The organism is Marinomonas sp. BSi20584 (assembly GCF_002792415.1).
GTDB lineage: Bacteria > Pseudomonadota > Gammaproteobacteria > Pseudomonadales > Marinomonadaceae > Marinomonas > Marinomonas polaris.
Genome location: NZ_KZ454883.1, coordinates 25,654 through 51,050, shown reverse-complemented (window position 1 = coordinate 51,050; position 25,397 = coordinate 25,654). Strand labels below are relative to the sequence as shown.

22 protein-coding genes and 2 pseudogenes are annotated in these 25,397 nt (G+C 42.1%); 20 read left to right on the top strand and 4 right to left on the bottom strand.

Annotation, left to right across the window (positions count from 1 at the left end; translation table 11 throughout):
- The first annotated feature begins 41 nt into the window (after positions 1 to 41).
- From TY87_RS14415 to TY87_RS14375, 9 genes and pseudogenes are all read left to right on the top strand, one after another.
- Positions 42 to 437, top strand: a complete 396-nt coding sequence (locus TY87_RS14415; protein WP_100187604.1) for a hypothetical protein — start codon at positions 42 to 44, stop codon at positions 435 to 437.
- A gap of 211 nt (positions 438 to 648) precedes the next feature.
- Complete coding sequence (locus TY87_RS14410) at positions 649 to 2,727, top strand: copper resistance system multicopper oxidase (RefSeq protein WP_100187603.1); 2,079 nt, start codon at positions 649 to 651, stop codon at positions 2,725 to 2,727.
- Between the two features lie 12 nt (positions 2,728 to 2,739).
- Positions 2,740 to 3,453, top strand: coding sequence for a copper resistance protein B (locus TY87_RS14405; RefSeq protein ID WP_198432103.1), 714 nt, complete (start codon positions 2,740 to 2,742; stop codon positions 3,451 to 3,453).
- 99 nt (positions 3,454 to 3,552) lie between these two features.
- Complete coding sequence (locus TY87_RS14400) at positions 3,553 to 3,780, top strand: hypothetical protein (RefSeq protein ID WP_100187602.1); 228 nt, start codon at positions 3,553 to 3,555, stop codon at positions 3,778 to 3,780.
- Positions 3,773 to 6,121 (top strand): heavy metal translocating P-type ATPase, encoded by a 2,349-nt coding sequence (locus TY87_RS14395; RefSeq protein WP_100187601.1) that lies wholly within the window; start codon positions 3,773 to 3,775, stop codon positions 6,119 to 6,121. The genes TY87_RS14400 and TY87_RS14395 overlap by 8 nt, the downstream gene beginning before the upstream one ends.
- A gap of 152 nt (positions 6,122 to 6,273) precedes the next feature.
- Positions 6,274 to 6,588, top strand: a complete 315-nt coding sequence (locus TY87_RS14390) for a DUF411 domain-containing protein (RefSeq protein ID WP_198432102.1) — start codon at positions 6,274 to 6,276, stop codon at positions 6,586 to 6,588.
- 227 nt (positions 6,589 to 6,815) lie between these two features.
- Positions 6,816 to 7,301 (top strand): annotated as a pseudogene (locus TY87_RS22770) (transposase); the annotation flags it as partial.
- Positions 7,302 to 7,627: 326 nt separating this feature from the next.
- Positions 7,628 to 8,527: pseudogene (recA, locus tag TY87_RS14380) on the top strand (recombinase RecA); the annotation flags it as partial.
- A gap of 162 nt (positions 8,528 to 8,689) precedes the next feature.
- Positions 8,690 to 10,276, top strand: a complete 1,587-nt coding sequence (locus tag TY87_RS14375; RefSeq protein WP_100187599.1) for a coiled-coil domain-containing protein — start codon at positions 8,690 to 8,692, stop codon at positions 10,274 to 10,276.
- 69 nt (positions 10,277 to 10,345) lie between these two features.
- Here TY87_RS14375 and TY87_RS14370 read toward each other — a convergent pair whose 3' ends face one another.
- Positions 10,346 to 11,935 carry a methyl-accepting chemotaxis protein gene (locus tag TY87_RS14370; RefSeq protein ID WP_100187598.1) on the bottom strand — a complete coding sequence of 530 codons (1,590 nt, stop codon included), beginning with the start codon at positions 11,933 to 11,935 and terminating at the stop codon, positions 10,346 to 10,348.
- A 759-nt stretch (positions 11,936 to 12,694) separates the two neighbouring features.
- Between TY87_RS14370 and cynS the strand changes: the two genes are divergently transcribed.
- From cynS to TY87_RS14335, 7 genes are all read left to right on the top strand, one after another.
- Positions 12,695 to 13,135 carry a cyanase gene (gene cynS / locus TY87_RS14365; protein ID WP_072840715.1) on the top strand — a complete coding sequence of 147 codons (441 nt, stop codon included), beginning with the start codon at positions 12,695 to 12,697 and terminating at the stop codon, positions 13,133 to 13,135.
- Positions 13,136 to 13,213: 78 nt separating this feature from the next.
- Positions 13,214 to 14,026 (top strand): formate/nitrite transporter family protein, encoded by an 813-nt coding sequence (locus tag TY87_RS14360; RefSeq protein ID WP_072840714.1) that lies wholly within the window; start codon positions 13,214 to 13,216, stop codon positions 14,024 to 14,026.
- A 95-nt stretch (positions 14,027 to 14,121) separates the two neighbouring features.
- Positions 14,122 to 15,831 carry a bifunctional protein-serine/threonine kinase/phosphatase gene (locus TY87_RS14355; protein WP_100187597.1) on the top strand — a complete coding sequence of 570 codons (1,710 nt, stop codon included), beginning with the start codon at positions 14,122 to 14,124 and terminating at the stop codon, positions 15,829 to 15,831.
- A 121-nt stretch (positions 15,832 to 15,952) separates the two neighbouring features.
- Positions 15,953 to 16,384 carry a VOC family protein gene (locus tag TY87_RS14350; protein WP_100187596.1) on the top strand — a complete coding sequence of 144 codons (432 nt, stop codon included), beginning with the start codon at positions 15,953 to 15,955 and terminating at the stop codon, positions 16,382 to 16,384.
- Positions 16,385 to 16,504: 120 nt separating this feature from the next.
- The gene (locus TY87_RS14345; RefSeq protein WP_100187595.1) at positions 16,505 to 16,825 is read left to right on the top strand and encodes an antibiotic biosynthesis monooxygenase; all 321 of its coding nucleotides are present in this window, start codon (positions 16,505 to 16,507) and stop codon (positions 16,823 to 16,825) included.
- 90 nt (positions 16,826 to 16,915) lie between these two features.
- Positions 16,916 to 17,914: an asparaginase gene (locus tag TY87_RS14340; protein ID WP_072840710.1), complete on the top strand. Its 999-nt coding sequence runs from the start codon at positions 16,916 to 16,918 to the stop codon at positions 17,912 to 17,914.
- 25 nt (positions 17,915 to 17,939) lie between these two features.
- Positions 17,940 to 19,175: a winged helix-turn-helix domain-containing protein gene (locus tag TY87_RS14335; RefSeq protein ID WP_100187594.1), complete on the top strand. Its 1,236-nt coding sequence runs from the start codon at positions 17,940 to 17,942 to the stop codon at positions 19,173 to 19,175.
- On the opposite strand, the gene TY87_RS14330 is transcribed toward TY87_RS14335, so the two are convergent.
- Entirely contained in the window at positions 19,149 to 19,613 is a 465-nt protein-coding gene (locus TY87_RS14330) for an Lrp/AsnC family transcriptional regulator (RefSeq protein ID WP_100187593.1), read from the bottom strand. The genes TY87_RS14335 and TY87_RS14330 overlap by 27 nt on opposite strands.
- A 146-nt stretch (positions 19,614 to 19,759) precedes the next feature.
- On the opposite strand from TY87_RS14330, the gene TY87_RS14325 reads away from it, so the two are divergent.
- A complete protein-coding gene (locus tag TY87_RS14325) occupies positions 19,760 to 20,737 on the top strand; it encodes a hypothetical protein (protein ID WP_198432100.1) in 978 nt (325 codons plus the stop codon).
- 15 nt (positions 20,738 to 20,752) lie between these two features.
- Here the strand turns inward: TY87_RS14325 and TY87_RS14320 are convergent, their stop codons facing one another.
- Entirely contained in the window at positions 20,753 to 21,652 is a 900-nt protein-coding gene (locus TY87_RS14320; protein ID WP_100187592.1) for a LysR substrate-binding domain-containing protein, read from the bottom strand.
- A gap of 115 nt (positions 21,653 to 21,767) precedes the next feature.
- On the opposite strand from TY87_RS14320, the gene TY87_RS14315 reads away from it, so the two are divergent.
- The gene (locus TY87_RS14315) at positions 21,768 to 22,427 is read left to right on the top strand and encodes an FMN-dependent NADH-azoreductase (RefSeq protein WP_100187591.1); all 660 of its coding nucleotides are present in this window, start codon (positions 21,768 to 21,770) and stop codon (positions 22,425 to 22,427) included.
- Positions 22,428 to 22,569: 142 nt separating this feature from the next.
- On the opposite strand, the gene TY87_RS14310 is transcribed toward TY87_RS14315, so the two are convergent.
- Positions 22,570 to 23,451, bottom strand: coding sequence for a LysR family transcriptional regulator (locus TY87_RS14310; RefSeq protein WP_100187590.1), 882 nt, complete (start codon positions 23,449 to 23,451; stop codon positions 22,570 to 22,572).
- Between the two features lie 85 nt (positions 23,452 to 23,536).
- On the opposite strand from TY87_RS14310, the gene TY87_RS14305 reads away from it, so the two are divergent.
- Positions 23,537 to 24,175: a 4-carboxy-4-hydroxy-2-oxoadipate aldolase/oxaloacetate decarboxylase gene (locus tag TY87_RS14305; RefSeq protein WP_100187589.1), complete on the top strand. Its 639-nt coding sequence runs from the start codon at positions 23,537 to 23,539 to the stop codon at positions 24,173 to 24,175.
- Between the two features lie 46 nt (positions 24,176 to 24,221).
- Positions 24,222 to 25,397, top strand: coding sequence for a sodium/glutamate symporter (gene gltS, locus TY87_RS14300; protein WP_100187588.1), 1,176 nt, complete (start codon positions 24,222 to 24,224; stop codon positions 25,395 to 25,397).

Sequence of the window (25,397 nt, the reverse complement as noted above, 5' to 3'; positions counted from 1 at the left end):
AGTGATGTTGTTTGGGGTGAAAGTTGATTGGGGGAAGAATAATGAGACAAAATAAAATCGTTATCATTATATTTGTTTTGCTCGTGTTTGTTAGCCAGACAATGACTTCTGTGGCTGGTCCAATGGCATATCACTCAATGCAACTTACTGCTACTGCTACTTATGGCTCGATGGTCGATCATAAGGCTTCGTTGCACAACGCGTCTGTTGAAACACACACAGATCAGTATGTTCAAATATTGCCGGTCACGAATGCGTTAGATTGTTGCAAAGACAAAAGCTCGTGTCCGATGAGCGTTTGCATGTCGATGGCCGCGATCATTGATCGTCAGTGGATTTATTACGGCTCTCAACTGAGTCAGAGTAGTGCTCATCTAGTTCAACAAGAGCTACCGTTGAATAGCTCTTCTTTATATCGCCCTCCGATACTTTCTTAATCTTTGGATGAATCCGTCGTTTTGTCGGACGCTCCAAGGTCACTAACCGTTATTTTCTATTATTAACCTTTTATCCACTACAGGGATAATGCCTGTATTGGATCTTCTCAAGAACATTGTTGGAGACAATTATGTCTTTTATTCATTACATTATTTGGTTGCACCTGCAAACAGGTGTTGTGGGTTTAATTAGATTAAGGGAGTTCAGTTTATGACAGTATTCAAACCTTCACACGAAGAGCAGAACAAATCATCGAGCGGTACAGTGCTTAGCCGTCGTCAGTTTGTATTTGGTGCTTCTGCCATGCTGGCTTTAACTACCATTCCGTTTTCAAAAAATGCACTAGCAAGTGCCATTGGCCAATCTTTAACTCAGTTATCTGGGAAAGTTTTTGATTTAAGCATTGATTATAAAACCGTTAATTTTACGGGAACGCCTGCTAGAGCAACGGTCATTAATCAACTGTTTCCCGGACCCTTGTTACGCTGGAAAGAAGGTGAAACGGTCACGCTAAGAGTAAAAAACAATCTTGATCATGACAGCTCTTTGCACTGGCATGGGATGATTTTACCGACAGAAATGGATGGCGTTCCTGGCCTTAGTTTTGCGGGCATCAAACCGGGAGAAACATTCGAATATAAATTTCCAGTTAAGCAAAGTGGTACCTATTGGTATCACAGTCATTCAGGTTTTCAAGAACAAACGGGAGTGTATGGCGCGATTGTTATAGACCCTAAAGAAGCAGACCCTGTTGTGTTTGATCGGGAGCATGTCATCATGCTGTCGGACTGGTCGGATGAGGCGCCTGAAACGATATATGCGAATTTAAAGAAGCAATCAGACTATTACAATTACAGTGAAAGAACGATGTCTGATTTGTTTTCTGATATCAAAAAACAAGGGTTGGTGAACACATGGAGAGCACGCTCCATGTGGAATCAGGAACGTATGAGTGACCGAGATATTTCTGATGTCACGGGCGCCACCTATACGTATTTAATGAATGGGAACCCACCGGCACAACCTTGGCAAGCACTCTTTAAACAAGGAGAAAAAGTTCGTCTTCGCTTTATTAATAGCTCTGCGATGACGATATTTGATGTGCGAATTCCAGGTTTAAAAATGACCGTGGTAGCGAGTGATGGACAAAATGTTCAGCCTGTTACCATCGATGAATTTCGAATTGGTGTTGCGGAAACTTACGATGTGATAGTCGAGCCGAAGATGGAGGATGCTTATTGTATTTTCGTTCAGAGCATTGACCGTTCTGGTTATACCGTTGGTAACTTCACGTCAGATGAAATGTTCACGGCCAAAATCCCTGATATGGACCCTATGCCGATCTTAGGGCATGGCGATATGGGCATGAATATGGAGGGCATGGACCACAGTAAAATGGCGATGGGTTCGGACTCTATGTCGGGCATGGAAGGCATGGACCACAGTAAAATGGCGATGGGTTCGGACTCTATGTCGGGCATGGAAGGCATGGACCACAGTAAAATGGCAATGGGTTCAGACTCTATGTCGGGCATGGAAGGCATGGACCACAGCAAAATGGCAATGGGCTCAGGCTCAATGGCTGGCATGGATCACAGCAAAATGGCAATGGGTTCAGGCTCAATGGCTGGCATGGAAGGCATGGATCACAGCAAAATGGCAATGGGTTCAGGCTCAATGACTGGCATGGAAGGGATGGATCTCAGTCAGCCAAGTATGGTTATGCCTACTTTAGGTTTAGCAGGTTACGGCAGTGACAATGAGATTAAGCATCTAGATTCAGAAAATGGTCCTCAAGTAGACATGCAATCAGGCATGCCTCAAAGCGGCCTTAACGACCCAGGTATTGGCTTAAGGGATCATCAAGCGAACTATAACCGTAAAGTACTGACCTACGCAGACCTAAAAGGCTTGCATCCTACTCATGATAAACGTCAACCCACTCGAGAAATCCAGCTGCATCTAACGGGCAATATGAATCGTTATATGTGGTCAATTAATGGAATCAATTTTGCTGATTCCGCTCCACTTGAATTGGCGTATAACGAAAGAGTGCGAATTACCTTGGTGAACGACACCATGATGATTCATCCCATGCATCTACATGGTGTATGGAGCGAGTTAGAAACAGGAGACCCTGATTACATTCCACGTAAGCATACTGTGATGGTTCAGCCTGGTTCAAAAATCAGCTATTTAGTCACCGCAGACGCCTTGGGGCAATGGGCATATCACTGCCATTTGCTATATCACATGCCTGGCATGTTTAGAAAAGTGGTCATCAAATAAGGAGAGTAATAAATGAAAAACTTTAATTCACTAGGCTTTACATTAGTGATGGCAACGGCTTCTGTTATGAGCTCTTTGTCTTATGCAGGTGCGGAAGATGACCCTTTATTAAGTTATGTCGCCATCGACCAATTAGAAAAAGGCCTTGAGTCAGACGATCCAATCAGCTTTAGTTTTCAAGCATGGGTTGGTTATGATATGGATAAAATCTGGCTTAAAATGTCAGGTGAATACCAGAATAGTGACGACCAGGACCTAGAAGTACAGGCTCTATACAGTCATGCCGTAGCGCCGTATTGGGATATGCAGATGGGCGTAAGGCGAGATATTAAACCGTCCCCATCTCGTGATTGGTTGGTGCTTGGTTTCCAAGGTTTGGCTCCGTATTTTTTCGACATTGACGGTGCTTTCTTTGTTGGAGAAAAAGGGCAAACCTCCATTCGTTTAAGCATCGAACAGGAATGGTTAATCACTCAAAAACTGATATTAACGCCTGAATTTGAAATGAACGCCTATGGTAAGAGTGATGACGAGTTAAGCATGGGTGCTGGTCTTACTGATATCAATGCAGGCCTTCGACTAAAGTATGAAATAACACGTAAGTTTGCACCTTATATAGGTATAGACTGGAGTAAAAAGCTCGGTGCTACGGCTGATCTTGCTCGTGATAATGGAGATAGCATTAGCAACTCTCAGTTTGTCATTGGCGTAACGGCTTGGTTTTAATTTTTTTACAAGAAGTAAAAGGGATGTCAGTGAGATGAAAGATAAAAGTCTCACTAACATCACCATTAATTTCTACGATATAAAAGAAAGGACAATACCATGATGAGCGAAAGTATGTTTGGTAGCACTATGTGGGTAGGACACTGGATGTGGATGTTAGTGATTGTGATCTTAGTCGTTATACCTGTCTATAGAATATGCAAGCGAGCTGGATATTCTGGCTGGCTGGGACTGCTGATATTGGTCCCAATGGTCAATATGGCTTTGTTATATTTCATTGCTTTTTCTGACTGGCCCGCGAGTAAAAAAGGAGCACAATATGAGTGAGCACACGAATCATCATGAACATAAAAGCCATGGGGTGCATGACCCTGTGTGCAAAATGTCGGTAGATCCTCAAACCGCAAAGTATAGTAGTCAGCATGTAGATAAAACTTGGTATTTCTGTTCTTCCGGCTGTCAGTCGAAGTTCGATAATAATCCAGAGAAGTATCTCAGCGAAGAAAATGAGCAAACAGAGCCGGTTGCGGCCGGAACCATGTTTACCTGTCCTATGCATCCAGAAGTCCGTCAACAAGGCCCCGGTGACTGCCCGATTTGTGGCATGTCGCTGGAACCTGAGGAAGTAAACCTCGACGACGGCCCTTCAGTAGAGCTCGCCGACATGACTCGTCGATTCTGGATTGGTCTGGCTCTGGCACTTCCGGTTTTTTTGATCGAAATGGGAGGCCATCTCTTTAAGATTGACCATATTGTGTCGCCACAAATATCCAATTGGATTCAGTTGGCTTTAGCTACTCCAGTGGTCGTTTGGTGTGGTGGACCATTCTTTGTGCGTGGTTGGAAATCAGTACTCAGTCGCAATCTTAATATGTTCACACTTATTGCCATCGGTACGGGCGTCTCTCTGTTGTACAGTCTTGTCGCGACCTTGGCTCCGCAGATATTTCCTGACGCTTTTCACGCTGACGATGGCTCGGTTGCAGTGTACTTCGAGGCGGCCGCTGTTATTGTTGTACTGGTGTTGTTGGGACAGGTACTTGAACTCAGAGCTCGAGAAAAAACCTCTGGCGCTATCAAAGCCCTATTAGATCTGGCTCCAGCCACGGCAAGAAAACTGGACGATGACGGTAGTGAGTCTGATGTATCGCTCGATCAAGTAAAGGTTGGTGATCGATTGCGAGTTCGACCAGGCGATAAGGTGCCTCTAGATGGCGAAGTGCTTGAAGGTAGTTCCAACGTTGATGAATCCATGGTCACTGGTGAACCCTTGGCTATTACTAAGAAAACTGGAGATCAGGTAATTGGTGGTAGCATTAATCAGCAAGGCAGTTTTATTTTGCGAGCTGACAAAGTCGGACGAGACACAATGTTATCTCAGATCGTCCAGATGGTCGCCAGTGCGCAGCGAAGTCGTGCGCCTATTCAGGGAATGGCTGACAAAATGGCTGGTTGGTTCGTCCCAGTTGTTCTGCTGGTCTCTATCATTGCATTCGGGGTCTGGTCTATCGTCGGTCCAACGCCGCCCATGGCCTTTGGTCTGATTGCCGCTGTGAGTGTGCTGATTATTGCATGTCCCTGTGCGCTTGGTCTGGCGACGCCTATGTCGATCATGGTCGGTGTCGGTCGTGGTGCTCAGGTCGGTGTCTTGATACGAGATGCCGAGGCGTTAGAGCGGATGGAGAAAGTAGACACAGTGGTAGTGGATAAAACCGGGACTTTAACAGAGGGTAAACCCCAGGTGACAAAGCTGGTCTTGGCAGATGGTTTTAGCGATGAGGACTTGATGCGTTATTCCGCTAGCCTTGAAAAGGGCAGCGAGCACCCTTTGGCACATGCCATTTTGGATAAAGCTAAAACAATGAACCTAACATTACCAGACGCCATAGATTTCGACTCTCCAAACGGCAAAGGCGTTACTGGTGAAGTCGATGGAAAAAGGATTCTGCTTGGTAATCGATTGTTAATGCAGTCAGAAAATGTTGATACATCCGCCTTTGAGGAAGAAGCCAATCAACTTCGAGAGGACGGTGCAACAGTAATTTTTGCCGCAGTTGATGGAAAGGTTTGTGGTTTGCTGGCGATTGCAGACCCGATCAAGGACACCACTAAAGCGGCAATAGCCGCTCTGCAGAATGAATGGATTCGTGTGGTGATGCTGACCGGAGATAATCGTACTTCTGCCGAAGCTGTAGCTCGAAAACTCCACATTGACGAAGTGAAGGCAGAAGTATTGCCGGAAGATAAAGGCAATGTTATTCAACAGCTTAAGAATGAGGGTCGTGTTGTTGTTATGGCTGGTGATGGTGTTAATGATGCGCCAGCCTTGGCAACCGCAGATGTAGGTATTGCCATGGGGACAGGAACCGACGTGGCTATCGAAAGTGCCGGCATTACTCTATTACGTGGCGATCTGATGGGCATCGTGGAGGCACGGCGATTATCCCGGGCAACCATGCGTAATATTCGACAGAATCTGTTCTTCGCATTCGTTTATAACATGGCAGGTGTACCAATTGCGGCAGGGGTACTTTATCCATTTACAGGTATTCTTTTATCGCCTATTTTTGCCGCTGTAGCTATGTCGCTCTCCTCGGTGAGTGTCATACTAAATGCTTTAAGGCTGCGCGCGGTAAAATTATCAGATAGCCAAATTAATAGTAAATAGCTAATTTTGAAAGAGGTGAAAATATGAAGATATTCAATAAAATTATTGCAACTTCAATCTTAACGTTAGTAAGTGCTAGCGTGTTTGCACAACCTATAATAGATCTCTATAAGTCTCCGACATGTGGTTGTTGTGTTAAATGGGGTGAGCTAATGGAGGCAGAGGGATATACCGTTAATTATCATCACACAGAAGACTGGTCCTCTTTAAAGAAAAATGCGGGTATGCCCATGCAACTACAGTCGTGTCACACCGCTGTTATCGACGGTTACTTAATTGAAGGGCATGTGCCAGAACAAGATGTGGCACGTTTAATACTTGAGAAACCTGAAAATGTATCAGGGTTGGCTGTGTCTGGAATGCCAAGGTATTCTCCTGGCATGGCTGCAAAAGGTCAGGGATACAGAGATTTTAATGTGGTTCAATTTAGCCAACAAGGCGTGATGACAGTTTATAAAAAATATTGATAAACGATTAATCCATCAAATACAACTGGTTAGTTAGCCAATTTAATAGGAGCTAACTAACCAGCTTTGTAAACGAGCACACAAGACCATTCAGGCTCTGGATGTCTCCAATTTTACTAGGTATTATTCAACTCGAAAATCCTCATGAAGTTTCTGTCAATGTATTATGTGTTGCTGTGGGATATGCGAATAAGCCCCTTTCATGAGATCATCCTGTTTTATTATCCATGTCACACCATCTCACCTTTGTCGGCAGCGAGTTCAATAACAAACGTCGTAAAACTCGTAAAGAAATTTTTCATGCACGCATGAATGAGTTGATGTCTTGGGATCAACTAGAAGCAATTATTGAGTCGTTTTATCCTAAGCTGGCAATGGAAGAAGACCTTATCTGCTATCTACCATGTTCCGTATTCACTGTATGTAATATTGGCACAACACTAGTGATCCAGAGATGGAGGATGCCTTGTATGAAATTACGTCCATGCGCCTATTTACTAACTTATCGTTAGATATCCTCATTTATAATTGAAGCTGCTTGCTCAACGAAGCATAAAGCCAAAGAAAGAGATCCTGAGATGCATCAAATTCAAAAGGAATAACAGTGATTCTTTGACTTAAAAACTCATATTGGTGTTGACGCTAGAACGGCGTTCACTCACAGTGTAAGTACAATGGAATCCAACGTTCATGACATTACGGAAACAAATAACCCTTCTCCATTCATAATCTCAGGAATCCTACTTAGATTATGTTCATTTGCTGGTGTCGTTATGAAACTGTGAACTAAGCCTCGTGAAGCACCCACCCGCAATATGCACTTTGAGTCCGAAGAGTCTCTCATTACTTTTATTAGTCTGGTGCATTTCAGAATCACGAGACTTGGTTTTATTTAGTGTAAATTAAGATTACGTGCTACAGTGCTGAAATGAGCATTTCAGATATTTCTCGTACACTTACTGTTAAGTTAATGTCATCAGATTATTTATAAGTCAGCTTAGAATCCACCTACTTAATAACGTGTACCATTATTGGTGGATTCTTCTATATAACCTTAATCTACGGACCAGAGTCTTCAGGTAAAACAACATTAACACTGAGTGTTATTGCAGAAGCTCAGAAGCAAGGTAAAACTTGTGCCTTTATTGATGCGGAACACGCTCTCGATCCTTCTTATGCAGAAAAGCTTGGTGTCAATATCGCTGACCTTTTGATCTCTCAGCCAGACACTGGTGAGCAAGCGCTTGAAATCGTTGACATGTTGGTACGTTCAAATAGCGTTGACGTTATTATCATCGACTCTGTAGCAGCCTTGGTTCCTAAGTCTGAAATTGAAGGCGAAATGGGTAGCTCTTCTGTTGGTGTTCAAGCGCGTTTGCTTTCGCAAGCAATGCGTAAATTGACTGGTTCTATTAAAAACGCCAATTGCCTTGTTATCTTTATCAACCAAATTCGTATGAAAATTGGTGTTATGTTCGGCTCTCCAGAAACGACTACTGGTGGTAACGCACTTAAGTTCTACTCTTCTGTCCGTTTGGATATTCGTCGCATCGGCTCAGTGAAGCAGGGCGATGAAGTGATTGGTAATGAAACTCGCGTTAAAGTAGTGAAAAACAAGATTGCACCACCATTTAAACAAGCTGAATTCCAAATCATGTACGGTGCTGGTATTTACCGTATGGGCGAAGTGATCGATCTAGGTGTAAAGCAAGGTTTTGTTGATAAGGCAGGTGCTTGGTACGCTTATAATGGTAATAAAATTGGTCAGGGCAAAGCCAATGCAGCTCAATTCTTAGCAGATAATCCTGAAATGGCGAAAGAAATTGAAGCCAAGATCCGTGAAGATTTATTACCTAAAAAGGGTAAGGCGGACGAAAAAACGAATGCTAAAGAAACAGACGTTGAAGCAGATGAAGAAGCAGAACAACTAGACTTCTAACTTTTTCTAGCAAAAATAACATCTCTAAAAAGCAGGTCTTGTACCTGCTTTTTTTGTTTTTGTGGTGAGTGCGTTAAAAAATGTATGTTTAATGGTTTCTTAAGACATATCCCTCTATGATTATTTCTTTAAAGACTTTGTATTAAATAGGACTGTCATAATATGTTGATTTGGCAATGGGGACTTATTGTATCGAGTGCACTTTTGCTTGTGGTGTTCATATTTGTTTTGTTGAGATATTTTTCTCTAAAGAAAAATGTATCTAAGCCAGATGTTGCTGATGAAGTGGAATCTGTTGAATTGCATGCTGATAAGCAAGATGTGTCAGTAGAAGAAAAAAGACAGTGGTTAGCTTTGCTTGAACAGCAGCGAAACATATGTGCTCAACTTCTTACTGAGTTACCAAAGTCTGACTTTCAGGGACGGGCTGCTTTGTCATGTTGGGCAATTTTTTTAGATGTTGAAATACATATCATTAAGCATTCCGTGCCGAATCCGAAAGTGCTGGCGCTTCTAGATGGATTCAAAAGCCTCTTGGATAAAGTAGATCGTGCGCAAGAGATCGATGCACTTTTGAAATCGTTAAAAGTTAATCAGTCTTTGTTGCGAGAGTTAAATAAAGTCATTCAGAAAGCGGGTGAAAAAGTGTTCGCCCAAGTAAACATAACATCTGAATTAAATTTACAGTTTGAAAAGCTTCAAAAGAAATTAGAGAAAGAAACTGAACTTGATGAGTCACTTGCTTTGCTTCGATCTGAAATGGCAAGTATGTACGAGTTTTCTGAACGCTTAAAGTTGCATTTAGCCGAAGTCAAGGAAGAGGGCGATAACGCACTTTATGTAGATGCCTTGGAGGCATTCTTAAGTGAGGCAGATCAGTCTGATTTTTTGCATTCGGTTCGTTCAGAGTTAGATGATAAAGTTTCTGATCTCAAACAGTTAGCGGCTTACCAAAAAACAATCATTGCCGATTTAAAAGAACAAGTTCGTAAAGTGAAAGTAGACCATGAAGGCGATGGTAAGCACATTGGCGTCTACGATATTTCTATTGCCAGACTGGAAAAAACATTATTAGAAAGTAGTCGAGTGGTTAAGCGATTAGAGGGCAAACTTGAAAGTTTGCAGGCTATTAGATACAACCTGAATATTGACGTGATTAAGCGTGATGAGGCTTTAAAACGAAAAAAAGCACTACTTAAAAAACAAGATGAAGGTCTTACGCAGGGTATTGATATATATGGTGTGATAGATGAAGAGCGTAGCACCATGAAAAATATGGAAGACTTGCTTTATCAGGATTCATTTACCGAAGAGTCTGATGCTTTTGCCAATGAGCAAGCTTCAAAGTTGAGCTCTTTGCGTTTAATGGTAAATGAGTCTGAGCTGTATGTAGAAATGCTCGAGCGAGATTTAGACAAAGCGAGAGATTTACGTGAAAATCTTGAATATAAACTGCTTCATCCAGATGCTATTGATGAAACGGTAATGGGTGAAGGTGAAGATGATATTTTAGCCAGCCAAGATCAAGAAGAAGTTGAAAACCTTCGAGAAATTAATGAGGAATTAGAAGAAGAACGAAAGCGTTTAGAAGCAGAACTATTTGATGGACAAGACCAATCTGAAGAGTTCGAGAAATTGCAGAAAAAAATTAAGGAGTTAGACTCAAAGATAGAGTCAGTCCAAAAAAAATATGTTGAAATGGAGGAGCGCTATTTAGCCGCGCTCATGGCAAAAGAGGACAACTTATAAGTTATCCTCTGGGCTCTCTAGCTCTAGTCAAGAAAGCAAGAGGACAGTGTGAAGCGTTTTACCGAATTACTAGATTCTAAAGCGGTCCACTAACTTGCTTAGCTGCTGCACATCGTTGATTAAACGATTTTTGATATCGACGGCTTTTTGTGTGTATTCCACGTTTGAAAACGCTGTGTTAGTGACATCATTAACTTGTTCTGCTATCTCGCCTGCTTGTTGGTTCTGCTCCTGAATGGATGCGGATATTTGTTGGTTGGTGTGGCTCAAGGTATTGATCGAAGCAATAATGGCTGTGAACATTTCGATGGTTTCTTTTGCTTGTGTTGATACACCTTCGGTTAATTTCTGAGAAGTGCGCATTACTTGCGCCGCATCTGCCGAGCCTTTCTGTATGCGTTCCACAACGGTTTCGATCTCTAGTGTTGATTCGTGTGTTCTGTTTGCCAAGCTACGCACTTCATCTGCTACAACAGCAAAACCTCGGCCTGTTTCCCCTGCACGCGCGGCTTCAATGGCAGCGTTAAGTGCCAATAGGTTAGTTTGTTCTGCAATACCACGAATAACATCCAGTACATTACCAATATTCTGACCGTCGGTTTCTAGGGTGGAAACCACGGATGAAGCTTTGTCCATTTCGTCGACGACATTGTGTAATGATTTTAGTGTCTGCGATAAGTTGTTTTGCCCTTGAGTCGAGTTGGTGTTAGCTTTGATTGCCATATCACCACATTTGCTGGCATCAGAAGATACTTCGCTTAAAGAGCTTGTCATAGCGTTGACTGCATTGGATATCTCGTTAGTACCTTGCTGTTGATGCTTGGATAAACGGTCAACTTGTTGTAATGCATCATCGATTTGAGCGGCAAAGCCCTGAGTTGTGGAAACTGTACTGGCTACTTGTTTGATAACAGAATGGACAAGTTCAATAAAACCATTGAGGTTTTTCGCTACTTCGGCCATTTCGTCTTTGCCTGAACTATCAAGGCGAGTGGTTAGGTTGCCGTCTGCACTATTAAGGCCTTCCAGTACTGATATCATTTGACGTAAAGGTCGGATGATGAGCCTGTTCGCAGCAAAGATAATAAAGGTAGATAGAATAAGTACAACAGCTAAGCTAATGTAATTATTTAGCTCAACTTGATTGATAACATTCGCTATCCCCGCTGCGCCTTCTTCGACTTTACTATCACCTTCTTCTTCTAATTCACCCACAAATTCCAATAATGTTATGACGTGCTGGTCAAACTCTGCAACAGCATTTTTTGAGTTTTCTTTGTCATCAGAGAGAATCTTTCCCTTCAAAGTCTCTAGCTTTGCTAAATAACTATCTAGGGTGGTGATTGATTGCGCACCTATCAGCCCAGACGCTTTCATCCTGCCTAGTGCTTCTTGAGTAAACTTATTTGTCTCTGCAATTTTATTTTTAGCGTCTGCTAATGACAGTTCATTATTAATGAAAGCATCAAGGGTGATGATTTGTGATTGTATACCAATAGTTCCTTCCATCGAGCCATCTGCTGCATCCCATGCATTGCCTGTAATAAAGTTGATTTCGGACTTTAGCTTACTGACGGAGAACATGCCTAAAACAGAATTACCTAGAACTATGATCACGAATAACATTATGCCTAGATAAATTTTGATTTTTATCGTCATTAACTTTCTCCAAAATAAGGGTTAGATGATTTTCATTCTAGTTGAAAAAAATATTTATTCAGTATTTTTTGTACGGCCTCATTTAATAAAAGCTAAAAATGAGGTTAAGTGGTTTGATTAGTTCTTATCGTTCATTTTTTAAAATATTAGATTTAATATAAAAAACTTGTCTCAGAGAGTCTTTTATATTGATGACTGTGTTTAGCTGGAAAAGCTAACACGTTAGCGGGGCATTCACTTTTTAGTTTATGAATTGTGTTTACTCTTGGTGCGGAGGTTGTGTCTAAAACGTGCGCTTTAATAAAAGTAGTTCCCAGCTTATCGCGTATTTTAAATAAACATCTATGTTATTTAATTGCTATAAAATTATCTTATGCATTGATTTTAAAGGAAAAACTACTTTGAGTTCTTTTTATTTTTCTGTTTGGCATTATCTTTGCTGAATGAAAAATATGTTCATGTAGGTTTTGCCTATAGGAATTTTATAAGTTGGCCAATGTCGGTTAACTTAGTCAATGGCATCGTCGCCCGCTACTAAACCTTTTTGGTAGCACTCGATCAGGCTCCTTTTGAAAGGACGTTACTGATAAGGGAGGCGTGTATCTACTTCTCTCTTTTCTTCTTCCTTCTTAAAAAGCCGTTTGATTTTTCAATACTGGTCGTGTCATTGGCAAAAACTGTTTGCTTAATTCTGAGACATGGAGTTTTACAGCGTTCATTTAGTGGACTTTAGCTAGACCAAATTTTTAGGAGAGAAGAATGAAAAAAATTGATGTAACAGAAGCTATTTTTACCATCAAGAAAGAGAAAAATCTGAGCTGGGAAGCCATTGCTGATGCAGTAGGCATGACCGACGTTTGGATAACATCCGCGTGCTTAGGAATGAATAGCTGTACTGCAGAAGTTGCTGAAAAACTGGTGGCTTTTTTAGGCCTGCCAGCAGAAGCAAAATCCGCCCTCATGGAATATCCAACAAAAACGTGGGATCAAGCGATTCCACAAGATCCGCTTATCTATCGATTGTACGAAGTAGTCGGCGTTTATGGCCCAACATTGAAAGAAGTGATTCAGGAAAAATTTGGCGATGGCATCATGAGCGCGATTGATTTTTCAATGAAGGTCGAAAAGGAAGAAAACCCCAAAGGTGATCGCGTGATTTTGACATTGAACGGGAAGTTCTTGCCATATAAATCATGGTGATAGCACTTGCTTGATTTAGAAAGTGTTGATTCAGAGCGTTTTGGTTTTTTTGCAATTTAAAGATAAGAGGGCGTGAAAATGGCTTACATAGAACCAAGTGAATTTGTCACCAAAATGGTCGACGCAGGCGAACAAAAAGTCTATATGTCGACAAAAGATACCATCATTCGTGCGTTCATGGCGGGTGCAATTCTGGGGTTGGCGGCAATCTTTGCCATCACCGTAGCGACCAAAACGGGCAGTCCATTATTGGGTGCTGTGTTATTCCCCGTTGGTTTTATCATGCTGTATTTAATGAAATTTGATTTACTGACTGGCGTATTTACCTTAGTGCCTTTGGCTTTGCTGGATAAGCGTCCGGGTGTAACGCCTGCGCAAGTGCTGCGCAACTGGGGGTTAGTGTTTATTGGTAACTTTGGTGGAGCATTAACCACTGCGTTCATGATGTCGTTTATTCTCACCTACGGGTATTCAACAGACGGCGGCGAATTAGCGGCAAAAGTGAGTGCTATCGGTGAATCGCGTACCTTGGGTTATCAATCTCATGGTGCCGGTGGCTGGTTTACCATCTTTATTCGCGGCATGTTATGTAACTGGATGGTGTCTATGGGTGTAGTTGGCGCGATGATTTCTACATCTGCTGGTGCCAAAATGGCTGCTATGTGGATGCCGGTGATGTTGTTCTTCTTCATGGGCTTTGAGCACTCTATTGTGAACATGTTCTTGTTCCCATTTTCTATGATCATGGGTGGTGATTTCACCTTCATGGATTATTTGATTTGGAACGAAATCCCAACAGTATTAGGTAACTTAGCGGGTGGTTTGTTATTGGTCGGTTTACCGCTTTATCTGACTCATGTGAAAACATCGGCATCACGTAAATTAGCATAACATTCGTTTTGCAAGATACGCGTTGTACTAAACAAAGCTATCAACTCTGTAAGCATTCGTGCTTGCAGAGTTTTTTGTATTATTAAGGTCGTGAGATGAAAAAACTAAGCATCAGCATTGGTAGCTCGACCAATAAGGGCAAAAAAGACATCAATCAGGATTTCTTGGGTTGTCAGACACCAGCGGAACCGCTATTAACAACAAGAGGTGTTGCTCTTGCTGTTGCCGATGGCATCAGTTCGAGCGAGGTGAGCCAAGCCGCCAGTGAATTCGCTATTTCGCGATTTTTAGAAGATTTTTACCACACCTCAGATGTTTGGTCGGTGAAGACATCGGGTGAAAAGGTCATTAAATCCATCAATGCTGCTCTGTATTCTCAAACACAAAACGGCCCAAGCCGATTCGACAAAGACAAAGGCTATGTGTGTACCTTTGCCGTTATTGTACTTTGCGCCAATGCGGCTCATATCTTTCATTTAGGCGACAGTCGAGTCTATCGATTAGTCGACGGCAAGCTCGAGCAACTAACGCAAGATCATCGTCGCGCAGTATCCGTCAGCGAGAGCTATTTGACTCGTGCCTTAGGTATAGAGCCGATTATAGAACTGGATTATCAAACTCTGCCGATGACCAAAGGTGACATCTTTGTGATGGCAACTGATGGCGTGTATGAATTCCTTGAAGCAGAGCAAATAGTTACTTGCATTGCAGAATCAGAGAGTTTGGATCAGACCGCAGAACACCTTATTGCACTGGCTTTGGAAAACGGCAGTGACGATAACCTCAGTATTCAAATCGCCCGAGTAGATGAAGTGCCAAGTTATCAGCTGGAGGATGTTCAGCAGGGCGTTAGCCTATTGCCTTTACCGCCGCTATTACGAGAAAGAATGACGTTTGATGGCTACGAGATACTTCGGTCTGTTTATGTGAGCAGTCGCAGTCATGTGTTTTTAGCATGCGATATAGATAGCAATGAACTTGTGGTGATTAAAACGCCGTCGGCTGAATTGAGCGACGATGCGGCGTATCTGGAAAGCTTCATGTTGGAAGACTGGATAGCCAAACGGCTGAATAATCCACATGTGGTCAAAGCCATAGAATCGCCAAGGCAGCGTCAGTTTCTCTATTTGGCGACGGAATACATAGAAGGCCAGTCTCTTGCTCAGTGGATGATAGATAACCCTAAACCAACACTAGAACAAACCCGAGACATCATTTCGCAAATCGCCAATGGACTACAGGCGTTTCATCGTAAAAGCATGATTCATCAAGATATTCGTCCTGCGAACATCATGATCGATAAACACAATACGGTGAAAATCATCGATTTTGGTTCCACCTACATCGCTGGCGTGAGCAACACCAAAGACGAAGAAATGCTGCGGGGCACCATGCGCTATTCCGCACCAGAATACTTTCTTGGTCACGCGGGTTCCGAACGCTCCGATATTTACGCGCTTGGCGTTATTACTTACCAAATGTTATCCGGCAATCAATTCCCTTACAGCCCAAAAATAGCTCAAGCCAGAAGCATTGCTGCTCAACAACGCTTAACTTATCGCAGTGTTATTACCGAAGCCTCTGAACTGCCAGTTTGGATCGACGACGCATTGCATAAAGCATTAAACATCAACCCACTAAAACGTTACGAAGAAGTCTCTGAATTCGTCTACGATCTTCATCATCCGAGTCAAATTTTTCTAGATCGAACTCGACCGCCATTAATACAGCGTAACCCCGTTATGTTCTGGCAAGGTGTTTCTTTTGTCTTGTTTCTCGTGATCTTATTCTTGCTGGTCAAATGACGTTGTTATTTTTTTGCTCACCTAGGTCGTCTAATTTTTTAAATACTAAATTTCGTTTTCGATGCGATTTCATTGGCGTTATAGTGTTTGTCATTCCCATTGTTAAATGAGTTTTAAACCTATGAAGCAAGACATAGTGCATATCGGTTTGGTCGTTAGAGACTACGATGAAGCCATTGATTTTTATGTTAATAAACTCAAATTTGAATTGATCGAAGATACCTATCAGCCAGAGCAAGACAAGCGTTGGGTCGTCGTGTCTCCGCCAGGTTCAAAGGGCGTGACCTTATTACTAGCGAAAGCGTCCAAACCGGAACAAATGGACTTCATTGGCAACCAAGCGGGCGGTCGTGTTTTTCTATTTTTAAACACCGACAACTTCTGGCGAGACTATGAACGCATGGTCGCAGAAGGTATTCATTTTGTTCGACCACCTGCTGAGCAGGAATACGGCACAGTCGCCGTATTTGAAGACCTATACGGTAATTTATGGGACTTGTTGCAACTTAAAGACAATCATCCAATTTCTAGTCGATTGAAAGCTTTGGTTTGATAATCTTTTTGCGTTCACTTACTAAGACAGAATGTATTATTAGTTACGAGCGCAGGTTTTTTAGACTGGTGTTTGGTAAAAGTAAAATTATAAAAATATCATTAACCCAAGGAGAAAAGGATGTTTATCGCTGTTTATGAATTTGAAATCAAAGAAGGCACGGAAGCGTCTTTTCGTAATGCATGGCTTGAAGTTACAAAAGCGATTTATAAAAATTGTGGTAGCTTTGGCTCAAGACTTCATACGTCAGATAAACCTAATATTTTGGTAGGTTATGCCCAATGGCCAAGTCGAGAGCAATGGGAAAAGATCACCGATCTTACCGATGAGCTTTACCAAAGTGCACGTAATGAAATGCGCCGTTGCTTAGTTCAATCAAAAACGGTTTACGAACTGGAAGTCTGTGATGATTACCTGCAAACCTCTGTAGCACCGGAGTGATAAAAAAGGCTTTTTCTGACGCGTTGTTATATCCCCATGTTCAACTTAATCTGTTTCAATTATTCCATTTTTAGATAAAGGAAAAATCATATGCAGCATGCTCCTCTTTCCGTGCAAGTGACACGCGGCGGTATTGTTGAAAGCGAGCATAGTATTAAGGCGGTTATTGTCTCAAGTACTGGCGAAGTGGTTGAATCTTGGGGCGATGTAGATATGTTGGTTTATCCTCGCAGCGCGATAAAAGCCATGCAAGTATTGGCTTTTATCGAGATGGGCGGTGCTGAACTCTTTGCTTTTAGTGAGGAGGAAATTGCTATCTGCTGTGCGTCTCATAGTGGCGAGCCAGAGCATGTGGCGACAGTACAAAGCATGTTAGATAAGCTTGCCTCGTCTGAGTCCGACTTTGAATGTGGCTGTCATTGGCCATCCCGCGCTGAGGCAAGTTATGCGCTAGCAGGCGAAGGAAAAAAGCCGAATCAATTGCATAATAATTGCTCTGGTAAACATGCTGGTATGTTGGGACTAGCCAAATTGCTCGGTGTTCCATCACAGGGTTACATAGGTATTGATCACCCAGTACAACAGAAAATTGCCGATACCATGGCAGAGATGTGCGAGTACGATTACAGCACAGCACCTTGGTCGCCAGATGGTTGCTCTGCGCCAACATGGGCGATGCCACTGACCAATCTTGCATTGGCTTTTGCTAAGTTTGCGAGTCCTGAGAGCTTATCAGTAGAGCGTCAGAAAGCCTGTAAAACCTTATATGATGCTGTGGTGAAACATCCTTTTATGGTGGCGGGAACCGATCGTTATTGTACCGATATGATGACGATATTGCAGAAGCGCGTATTCCTTAAAGTAGGGGCTGAAGGTGTTTATATCGCCGCTATTCCTGAGCTAAAACTCGCTATTGCGTTAAAGTGCGAAGATGGCGCGGTTCGAGCGGCTGAGTCTGTCATGACTACCTTATTGGATCATGTTGGCATTACATCATTCGTTGCGGATGGCATCATGCAGAAATATCGTTCCGTTACTTTGAAGAATTGGGAAAAGCGTACAACAGGCGCGATTGTTTGCCGAATTTAATAATTGAATAAGGCTTGGCATCATTATGATTGAACTCAAATCTAATAAAGACCTCTCTCGCTTGCGTCGTTTGGCTTTGGCATCTCAAGGTTTGCTGCAGGCTAGTTCGTTTGGTAGTGGCTTGGCTGGCGCGCGTAAAGTAGTGAGTCATTTAGGTTACGTTCAGATCGATACTATTTCTGTGGTGGAGCGGGCTCATCACCATGTGCTGTATTCAAGAGTGCCCAAGTTCGTGCCAGCAATGACCAATCAACTGTTGCTGGATAGGGATGTGTTTGAGTATTGGTCACACGCGGCGGCGTTTTTACCTATAGGCGATTTTCGTTTTTCCTTGCCTTATAAGAATGCGATTAAAAGCGGTCAAACCCATTGGTACAAAGATCCAGATGAAAAGTTGATGGCAGAGTTGTTAGCTCGTGTTACTTCTGACGGACCATTACGTTCTCGAGATATCGAAACCAAATCCAGTAATAGTGGAGCAGGTTGGTGGGATTGGAAGCCTGCGAAGAAAGCTCTTGAGCAACTCTATATGCAAGGGGATCTCATGGTTTGTAATCGTGAAGGCTTTCAGAAAACCTACGATTTAACCGAGCGAGTTTTGCCCTCTCACGTGGATTCTACAACACCTAGTTTAGACGAGTTTGCGAGCCATTTGGTCGATCAGCAATTACGTTGTCATGGTCTTGCTTCGCTAAAAGGCCTGACCTATTTACGTCGCAATACAGGGCTTCGCAACGCGGTGAAAAACATAGTCGATGGGCGCTTGGCACAAGGCTTGTTAGAACAGGTGAAAATCCCTAATGGCGATGTGTTTGTAATGGAACCAGATGCATTAGAGCTCCGTTTGCCTCGTTTGAATAACCGCCTTTTGATACTCTCGCCATTTGATAACAGTGTCATTCAGAGAGACCGACTTAAAAGTCTGTTTCAGTATGATTATCAGATCGAATGTTATGTGCCAGAGCCCAAACGCAAATATGGTTACTTCTGTCTGCCGCTACTGTTTCGAGGAGAATTCATCGGTCGCATGGATTGCAAAGCCCATCGAAAAGAACGCCGCCTAGAAATCAAATCTCTATACCTGGAGATACAGATAGAAACACCAAACTTTGATGATGACATGGTGATTGGCGCCTTTGTCGAAGCCATCAAAACGTTTAGTCAATTCCAACAATGTGATTCTGTTACGCTGACGTCAGTTGAGCCTAAGCATTTTGCTCAGCCTCTACGTAACCTATTCGTTCAAATGGATCTCAGTTGAGGACTTTACCGTTCGAAGTGATACCGAGGTCTGGAATTTTCGGATGTTGGCTTCAGTGTGAAGTACTCGATCGACAAAGCTTTCATAGGCTTGAATATCTGACACAGTGATGACCATCATAAAATCGTAGCTACCTGTGATCTGGTAGCAGTGTCTCACCTCAGGGGCTTTGCTAACGACGCGTTTAAAAGCGTCATACACATCTTTTCGGTCCCGCTCCATTTCAACCGACACCAGCAAAGTAAGCTTATTACCGCTCAACTCTGGGTTCACAATAGAAACATCACCCACAATGATGTTGTCATCTCTTAGTCGTTTTACTCTTTTGTGGCAGGCTGGTGGAGATAGTCCTATTTCTTCGGCAAGTTCCACGTTTGCGATACGATTATTGCGTTGCAAGATGGCTAGGATCTTTCGGTCTATTTTGTCTAATTCCATACATTTCTCAATATCGATATTTTTCAATTTGAAATTTCTTAATATTTTATATTTTAGAAATATTAGTGATTTTTATTAGATAAATTAAGCGACATATTTCTCTAGATGTACATAGAATCTGTTCCATTATTTATTGGAGCAATACGATGTATAAGAAAATGATTTTTTTGACCGAGCTTTTATTGAATGGGCTGTGGAAAGAAATTCTTAATGTCACATGGACGCTTTATAAGATCATGATTCCCATGATTATTATCATCAAGGTTGTTGAAGAGTTTGGCGGCATTGAGCTACTGAGCCAATGGTTGAGCCCTGTCATGTCGATGGTAGGCTTGCCTAGTGAAATGGGCTTGGTGTGGGCAACCACGCTCGTCACCAATATGTACGCTGGACTGGTGATATTTATGAGTATCGATGCGGATTTAACCGTCGCTCAAGTCTCGATTCTTGGCACTTTGATGTTGCTTGCTCACTCACTTCCTGTCGAAGTGGCCGTTGCTAAAAAAGCCGGAGTAGGTATTGTTGCGACATTGGTGATTCGTCTTGGTGGTGGTTTATTAATGGGGTGGATTTTGCATCAAATATACCAAGGCGGCGACCTACTAAATACGTCTGCAGAGGTAGTTTGGCGACATGCGCCAGTGAGTGATCCAAGTTATGTGGCTTGGGCAATCGATCAGCTTAAAAGTCTCGCGATGATCTTTGTGGTAATTGCTGCGCTAATGACGTTTTTACGATTGTTAAAATTACTTGGTATCGAAAAGTTGATGGGGATATTACTTAGGCCTGTTTTGTCTGTGCTTGGTATCAGCCGAGAAGCCACAAACTTGACGATTGTTGGTATCACGCTAGGCGTTTCCTTTGGTGGCGGTTTGCTTATTAATGAAGCAAAGCGAGGACATATTTCTCCGCGGGATATTTTTGTCGCCATCATGCTGCTCAATCTCCTTCATAGCTTGATTGAAGATACCCTGCTGATTCTATTGATTGGTGCGGACTTTATGACTATTTTCTGGGGACGGATTGTGTTTGCAGTGGTAGTGATTGGGGTTTTAGTCTTTGTTCTCAAGCGAATGGATGAAAGCACTTGTCGTAAATATTTTTATACGAAAATAAGTGATTAGAGTCTAAATCATGTACTAATTTTTGGCCAACATCGATTGCAACCATTCTTTAAAACGCATTGCAGTTTGGTTGGTTTGTACCCGCTTGGGTATAACCAAGTAGTAATGTAAACCAGTGATAGGTGTTGCCATTTTGTCCGTGCCTTGGGTTAACCAGCCATTTTTAATCGAGTTTTCGACAGCAAGCTGGCTGATGATGGCAATGCCTTGTCCAGAAAGTGCCGCCTGAGCGGTTAGATTTTCGTCATGGAAATAGCGAATATTTGGTTGAGTGTCTTCAACGATGCTTTTTATCGTTTCTTCTATCCCTAAGTTCGGTAACTTTGAGTTCTTCCATTGAGTGCAGAAGAATACGGCCTCAGACGTGTTTTTACTGTGTTTTTTCCAATAGTCTGGTGTCGCAAAGAAGCCAATTGACTCTTGAATTAAAGGTTGATGAATAAGTGCCTTGGTTTCAAGTTGTTTAGGCGGCTCCCCGTAACGAATCGCCATATCGACACGTCTATCATGTTCCATATCTATAAGAGATTCTTCTGCTCTTATTTGAATATCGATGTCAGGATGCTGTTGCTGAAAGCCCGCAAGGTTTGGGACTAACCACATTGCTGCAAACGAGCTGGTCGTGCTGATGGTTAATGTTCGAGGAGAGCCTTTTAATTGATTCACTGTCGAGAGTAAGTCCTGCAGAGATTGGTTGGCAGACGCTGCCAGTAATTCGCCTTCTTTCGTTAACGTCACCGCTCGTGTTTTTCGTTCAAATAATCTTATTTTTAAGCTGTCTTCAAGTGTTCTGATTTGATGAGAAATAGCCGTCGGCGTCACATTCAGTTCATTAGCGGCGTCTTTAAAGCTGTTTAATCGAGCAGCGGATTCAAAGGCTTTGATAGCATTTAAAGAGGGAAGTTGCTGAAACATAAAGGTACTCTATGGATGAGAATAACTACTTTATAGAAAAAATAAGACCATTTGTCACTAAAACGATTGCCGAACACACTATGCCTACTAACTATCAATGGAAGAGGCATAAAATATGAAAACCATTCTACATATCGACTCAAGCGTTCGTCATACTGATAACTCAACACAAAGCTATAATTCGATTTCAAAGTCATTTGGGCGTTGTTTTATAGACACATGGCTGAATAAAAATCATCAAGACGAGGTGGTTTATCGTGATCTCGGTCTTAATCCACCAACCTTCATTTGTCAGGGTTGGATTGCGGCGGCGTTCGCCCCAGAGCAAAAGAGAAGCACGGCGCAGAAATTAGCCTTGGCTGAGTCAGATACTTATTTTGATGAAGTGTCTAATGCCGATGTCATCGTGATTACCGCACCTATGTATAACTACGGCATGCCAGCGATATTAAAGGCGTGGTTTGATCAAATATTGAGAGTGAATAAAACCTTTACCTTTGACCTAGCGCGAGGGGATTTTCCGATTGAACCAATCTTGTCCGGAAAGACCTTAGTTTTATTAACTTCATCTGGAGAGTTTGGTTTTGGTGCTGGTGGTGTACGCGAACAGATGAATCATCTTGGTCCGCACATCAAAGAGTTGGCTAAGTACTTGGGCGTTGCTAAGTTTTTCGAAATCGGTTCGGAATATCAAGAGTTTGCTGATGATCGTCATGCCTTATCGGCCGAAAAAGCAAAGCAAGACATTGTCGCTTTAGTAAACCAATTGGGCTGATTTACTACTATAAAAAAACAGCATGGGAGCAGTTAAGCTCCTGTGCTGTTTTGTATTAAATATAAATACTCTCCATCAATTTTTCATATAATAGTAGTATCTATAAACTAAGAATGCTATTGGTTGAAATGGCTTTTGATTTTTATGATTTTATGAAAGACAAGAATGCATCAACGTGTATGTTGTGCTCTCTGGTATTGGTGACCGCAACGATTGATGTGCTTGTTTCTAAACCTTCTATTGGAATAAATACCACATCTTTAAAGTGATTTTTTGATATGGATTGCGCGACAAGAGTTACACCTAATCCTGCTGATACGAGTGATAAAGCGGTATGTATTTCAATGGCTTCATAAGACACTTCTGGCTTAGAGCCTTTTTTAGCTAAAGCGTCTAAGATTTTTTTACCGTAGCTGGTTACTGGATCTTTCGGGTAGATAATAAAAGGCTCCTTGTCGATATCTTCCGGCACTAATGATGTTTTTTCAGCTAGCGGGTGGTGAGCCGGTATCGCGACAACAAAAGGGTCTTCCATAATTAAGGTGTGTGTTTGGTGATCAGGTGGTGAAAATTCGCCAATAAATCGCGAAATACCAATGTGGATGCGCCTATCAACCAGAAGGTCTGGTTGATATTCAGATAACACTTCTAATAAATCTAAATGAACTCCTGGATAAGCTTCGCGAAAAGCTCTGATTGCCTGAGGCATGATGGTAAATAGCGTTGATCTCACCACGCCAATACTTAAGCAGCCGCTCTTGCCTGTCGCGATATCGTGTGTTTCTTCATCCAGTTTTGTCATCTGAGCTAACAGGTCTTTTGCCCTTGGATAAAAGTATTTTCCTAATGCGGTCAATTCCATAGGGCGAGTTGAGCGATCAAAAAGCTCTCCCCCTAAATGGTTTTCTAGCTGACTGATTTGCATGCTAATTGCTGTTGGAGCGATAAAAAGATGCTTCGCAGCTTGAGTGGCGCTGCCACAACTAACGACTTCACAAAAATATCTGAGCTGTTTTAAGTTCATTTTTTCTTATCTTAAGTTCAAAAAAGCATGTTTGTTTAAGTTTTTACTTTAGCTTAAATTGGAATTAAGTTCAAAGGAGAGCGGTATGACTAAACAAACAATAAAAAATGACGAGTTACTGAAACGTCTTAAAGAGCTTGGTACGGCAACTGTCTATGAGGCTCAAGGGGGAAAAGGCGCTCTTGATAGCGGGATGAAACCTCTGAGTAGCAGTATGACTTTAGCAGGTCCAGCTTTAACGTTAGATTGTAAACCTGCTGATAACCTGATGATTCATTATGCATTATTGCAAGCAAAGCCCGGCGATGTGTTGGTAATTGATGCAAAAGGTTTTTTAGAAGCCGGACCATGGGGGGATGTTCTTACCGAGCAGGCATTGGCAATCGGCTTGGCTGGTTTGGTTATCAACGGATCTGTTCGAGACGCAAAGACCATTATTGAAATGGGATTTCCTGTTTTTTGTAGAGGAATAAGCATTAAAGGTACTGGAAAAAACCAGCCTGGTGAGGTGAATGTTCCGATTTGTATTGGTGATGTTCAGATTTGCCCTGGAGATATTGTGATTGGAGACCAAGACGGTCTTGTCATTGTTAATCCTGATAAAGCGCAAAATGTATTAGAAATGGCTGAGTTGAGAGAATCAAAAGAAGCTGTTTTTAGAGAGCAGATAAGAGCGGGTAAAACCACGTTAGAGCTATTAGGTTTAGAGAATAAATTTTTATAACGATCCATATAAACTTTCCTAAAAAAATAATTAAAGGAATTTACAAATGAACATTACGCTTGATCTAGTTCAAACCATGGGTTTGGCTGTCGTCGTCCTTTTCTTAGGCCGTTATCTCAAAGGTAAAGTGCCTATATTTCAAAAATACTTTATTCCAGCTCCTGTCATTGGTGGTTTGTTTTACGCCATTTTGATGCTAATCGGCAAACAAACTGGCTTATATACAGTGACCCTTGATAAAGGGCTTACCAACTTCCTTTTAGTCCTATTCTTTACCTGTACTGGTTTTATGGCCAGTCTGCACGTGATCAAACGCAGCGGTCAACAAGGGGCAATTCTAGCTGTGGCGGCGGTTTCATTACTATTCTTACAAAATTTGCTTGGCATAGGTTTATCTAAACTATTGGGTATTCATGCACTGCTTGGGGTAAGTATGGGTTCTGTTGCTATGTCTGGTGGTATTGGTTCTGCTGCGGCATTTGGTCCATCATTTGAAGCATTAGGTGTTCAATCCGCTACTTTTACTGGAATTGCAGCTGCAACATTTGGTTTGGTTATGGGCAGTCTTGTTGGTGGTCCCGTAGCAAAACGTTTGATTGAAAGGTTTGATTTAAAAAGTAGCGCTAATAACAATGAAGTAGTAGATCTTAAAGATGATGATGCTCATAAACGTACGCCACTGGGTACCGTTTCTGTTGTGTTATTGACTATGGCTTTTGGTTCGGTTCTTGTCTTATTACTTAATAAAACCGGTATTACTTTCCCATATTATGTGGGTGGTGTTTTCGCTGCTGCAATTGTTAGAAACGTATGTGATTACAATGACTATAAGCTTAAGATGAGTCATATTGATCTGATTGGTAGTATCTCGCTTAGCTTATTTTTAGTGCTTGTTATTATGTCGCTAAAAATCTGGCAGCTGTTCGACCTTGCGATACCAATGCTTGTTGTTCTTGTGTCTCAGATGATAATGATGGTGTTATTTGCCTACTTCGTTACCTTCCGTTTGATGGGGAAAGATTACGAAGCTGCGGTTATGGCTGCGGGTCATTGTGGTGTTGGTTTAGGTCAAACGCCTAATGCCGTTGCAAACATGGCGACTGTTATTGATCGTTTTGGACCTGCGCCAAATGCTGCTGTTATGTTGCCTGTTATTACAGTGATCTTTATCAATATTTGTAACCCATTTATCATTACTTTGTTCATGAATTTGTTTAGCTAA

Bases quoted from the DNA above. Each gene is read 5' to 3' on its own strand.
- TY87_RS14405 (WP_198432103.1), top strand. From the start codon at position 2,740: ATGAAAAACTTTAATTCACTAGGCTTTACATTAGTGATGGCAACGGCT.
- TY87_RS14395 (WP_100187601.1), top strand. From the start codon at position 3,773: ATGAGTGAGCACACGAATCATCATGAACATAAAAGCCATGGGGTGCAT.
- TY87_RS14360 (WP_072840714.1), top strand. From the start codon at position 13,214: ATGGCTTACATAGAACCAAGTGAATTTGTCACCAAAATGGTCGACGCA.
- TY87_RS14335 (WP_100187594.1), top strand. From the start codon at position 17,940: ATGATTGAACTCAAATCTAATAAAGACCTCTCTCGCTTGCGTCGTTTG.
- TY87_RS14415 (WP_100187604.1), top strand. From the start codon at position 42: ATGAGACAAAATAAAATCGTTATCATTATATTTGTTTTGCTCGTGTTT.
- TY87_RS14375 (WP_100187599.1), top strand. From the start codon at position 8,690: ATGTTGATTTGGCAATGGGGACTTATTGTATCGAGTGCACTTTTGCTT.
- TY87_RS14305 (WP_100187589.1), top strand. From the start codon at position 23,537: ATGACTAAACAAACAATAAAAAATGACGAGTTACTGAAACGTCTTAAA.
- TY87_RS14310 (WP_100187590.1), bottom strand. From the start codon at position 23,451: ATGAACTTAAAACAGCTCAGATATTTTTGTGAAGTCGTTAGTTGTGGC.
- TY87_RS14370 (WP_100187598.1), bottom strand. From the start codon at position 11,935: ATGACGATAAAAATCAAAATTTATCTAGGCATAATGTTATTCGTGATC.
- TY87_RS14340 (WP_072840710.1), top strand. From the start codon at position 16,916: ATGCAGCATGCTCCTCTTTCCGTGCAAGTGACACGCGGCGGTATTGTT.
- TY87_RS14410 (WP_100187603.1), top strand. From the start codon at position 649: ATGACAGTATTCAAACCTTCACACGAAGAGCAGAACAAATCATCGAGC.
- TY87_RS14325 (WP_198432100.1), top strand. From the start codon at position 19,760: ATGTATAAGAAAATGATTTTTTTGACCGAGCTTTTATTGAATGGGCTG.
- gltS (WP_100187588.1), top strand. From the start codon at position 24,222: ATGAACATTACGCTTGATCTAGTTCAAACCATGGGTTTGGCTGTCGTC.
- TY87_RS14345 (WP_100187595.1), top strand. From the start codon at position 16,505: ATGTTTATCGCTGTTTATGAATTTGAAATCAAAGAAGGCACGGAAGCG.
- cynS (WP_072840715.1), top strand. From the start codon at position 12,695: ATGAAAAAAATTGATGTAACAGAAGCTATTTTTACCATCAAGAAAGAG.
- TY87_RS14390 (WP_198432102.1), top strand. From the start codon at position 6,274: ATGGAGGCAGAGGGATATACCGTTAATTATCATCACACAGAAGACTGG.
- TY87_RS14400 (WP_100187602.1), top strand. From the start codon at position 3,553: ATGATGAGCGAAAGTATGTTTGGTAGCACTATGTGGGTAGGACACTGG.
- TY87_RS14315 (WP_100187591.1), top strand. From the start codon at position 21,768: ATGAAAACCATTCTACATATCGACTCAAGCGTTCGTCATACTGATAAC.
- TY87_RS14320 (WP_100187592.1), bottom strand. From the start codon at position 21,652: ATGTTTCAGCAACTTCCCTCTTTAAATGCTATCAAAGCCTTTGAATCC.
- TY87_RS14355 (WP_100187597.1), top strand. From the start codon at position 14,122: ATGAAAAAACTAAGCATCAGCATTGGTAGCTCGACCAATAAGGGCAAA.
- TY87_RS14330 (WP_100187593.1), bottom strand. From the start codon at position 19,613: ATGGAATTAGACAAAATAGACCGAAAGATCCTAGCCATCTTGCAACGC.
- TY87_RS14350 (WP_100187596.1), top strand. From the start codon at position 15,953: ATGAAGCAAGACATAGTGCATATCGGTTTGGTCGTTAGAGACTACGAT.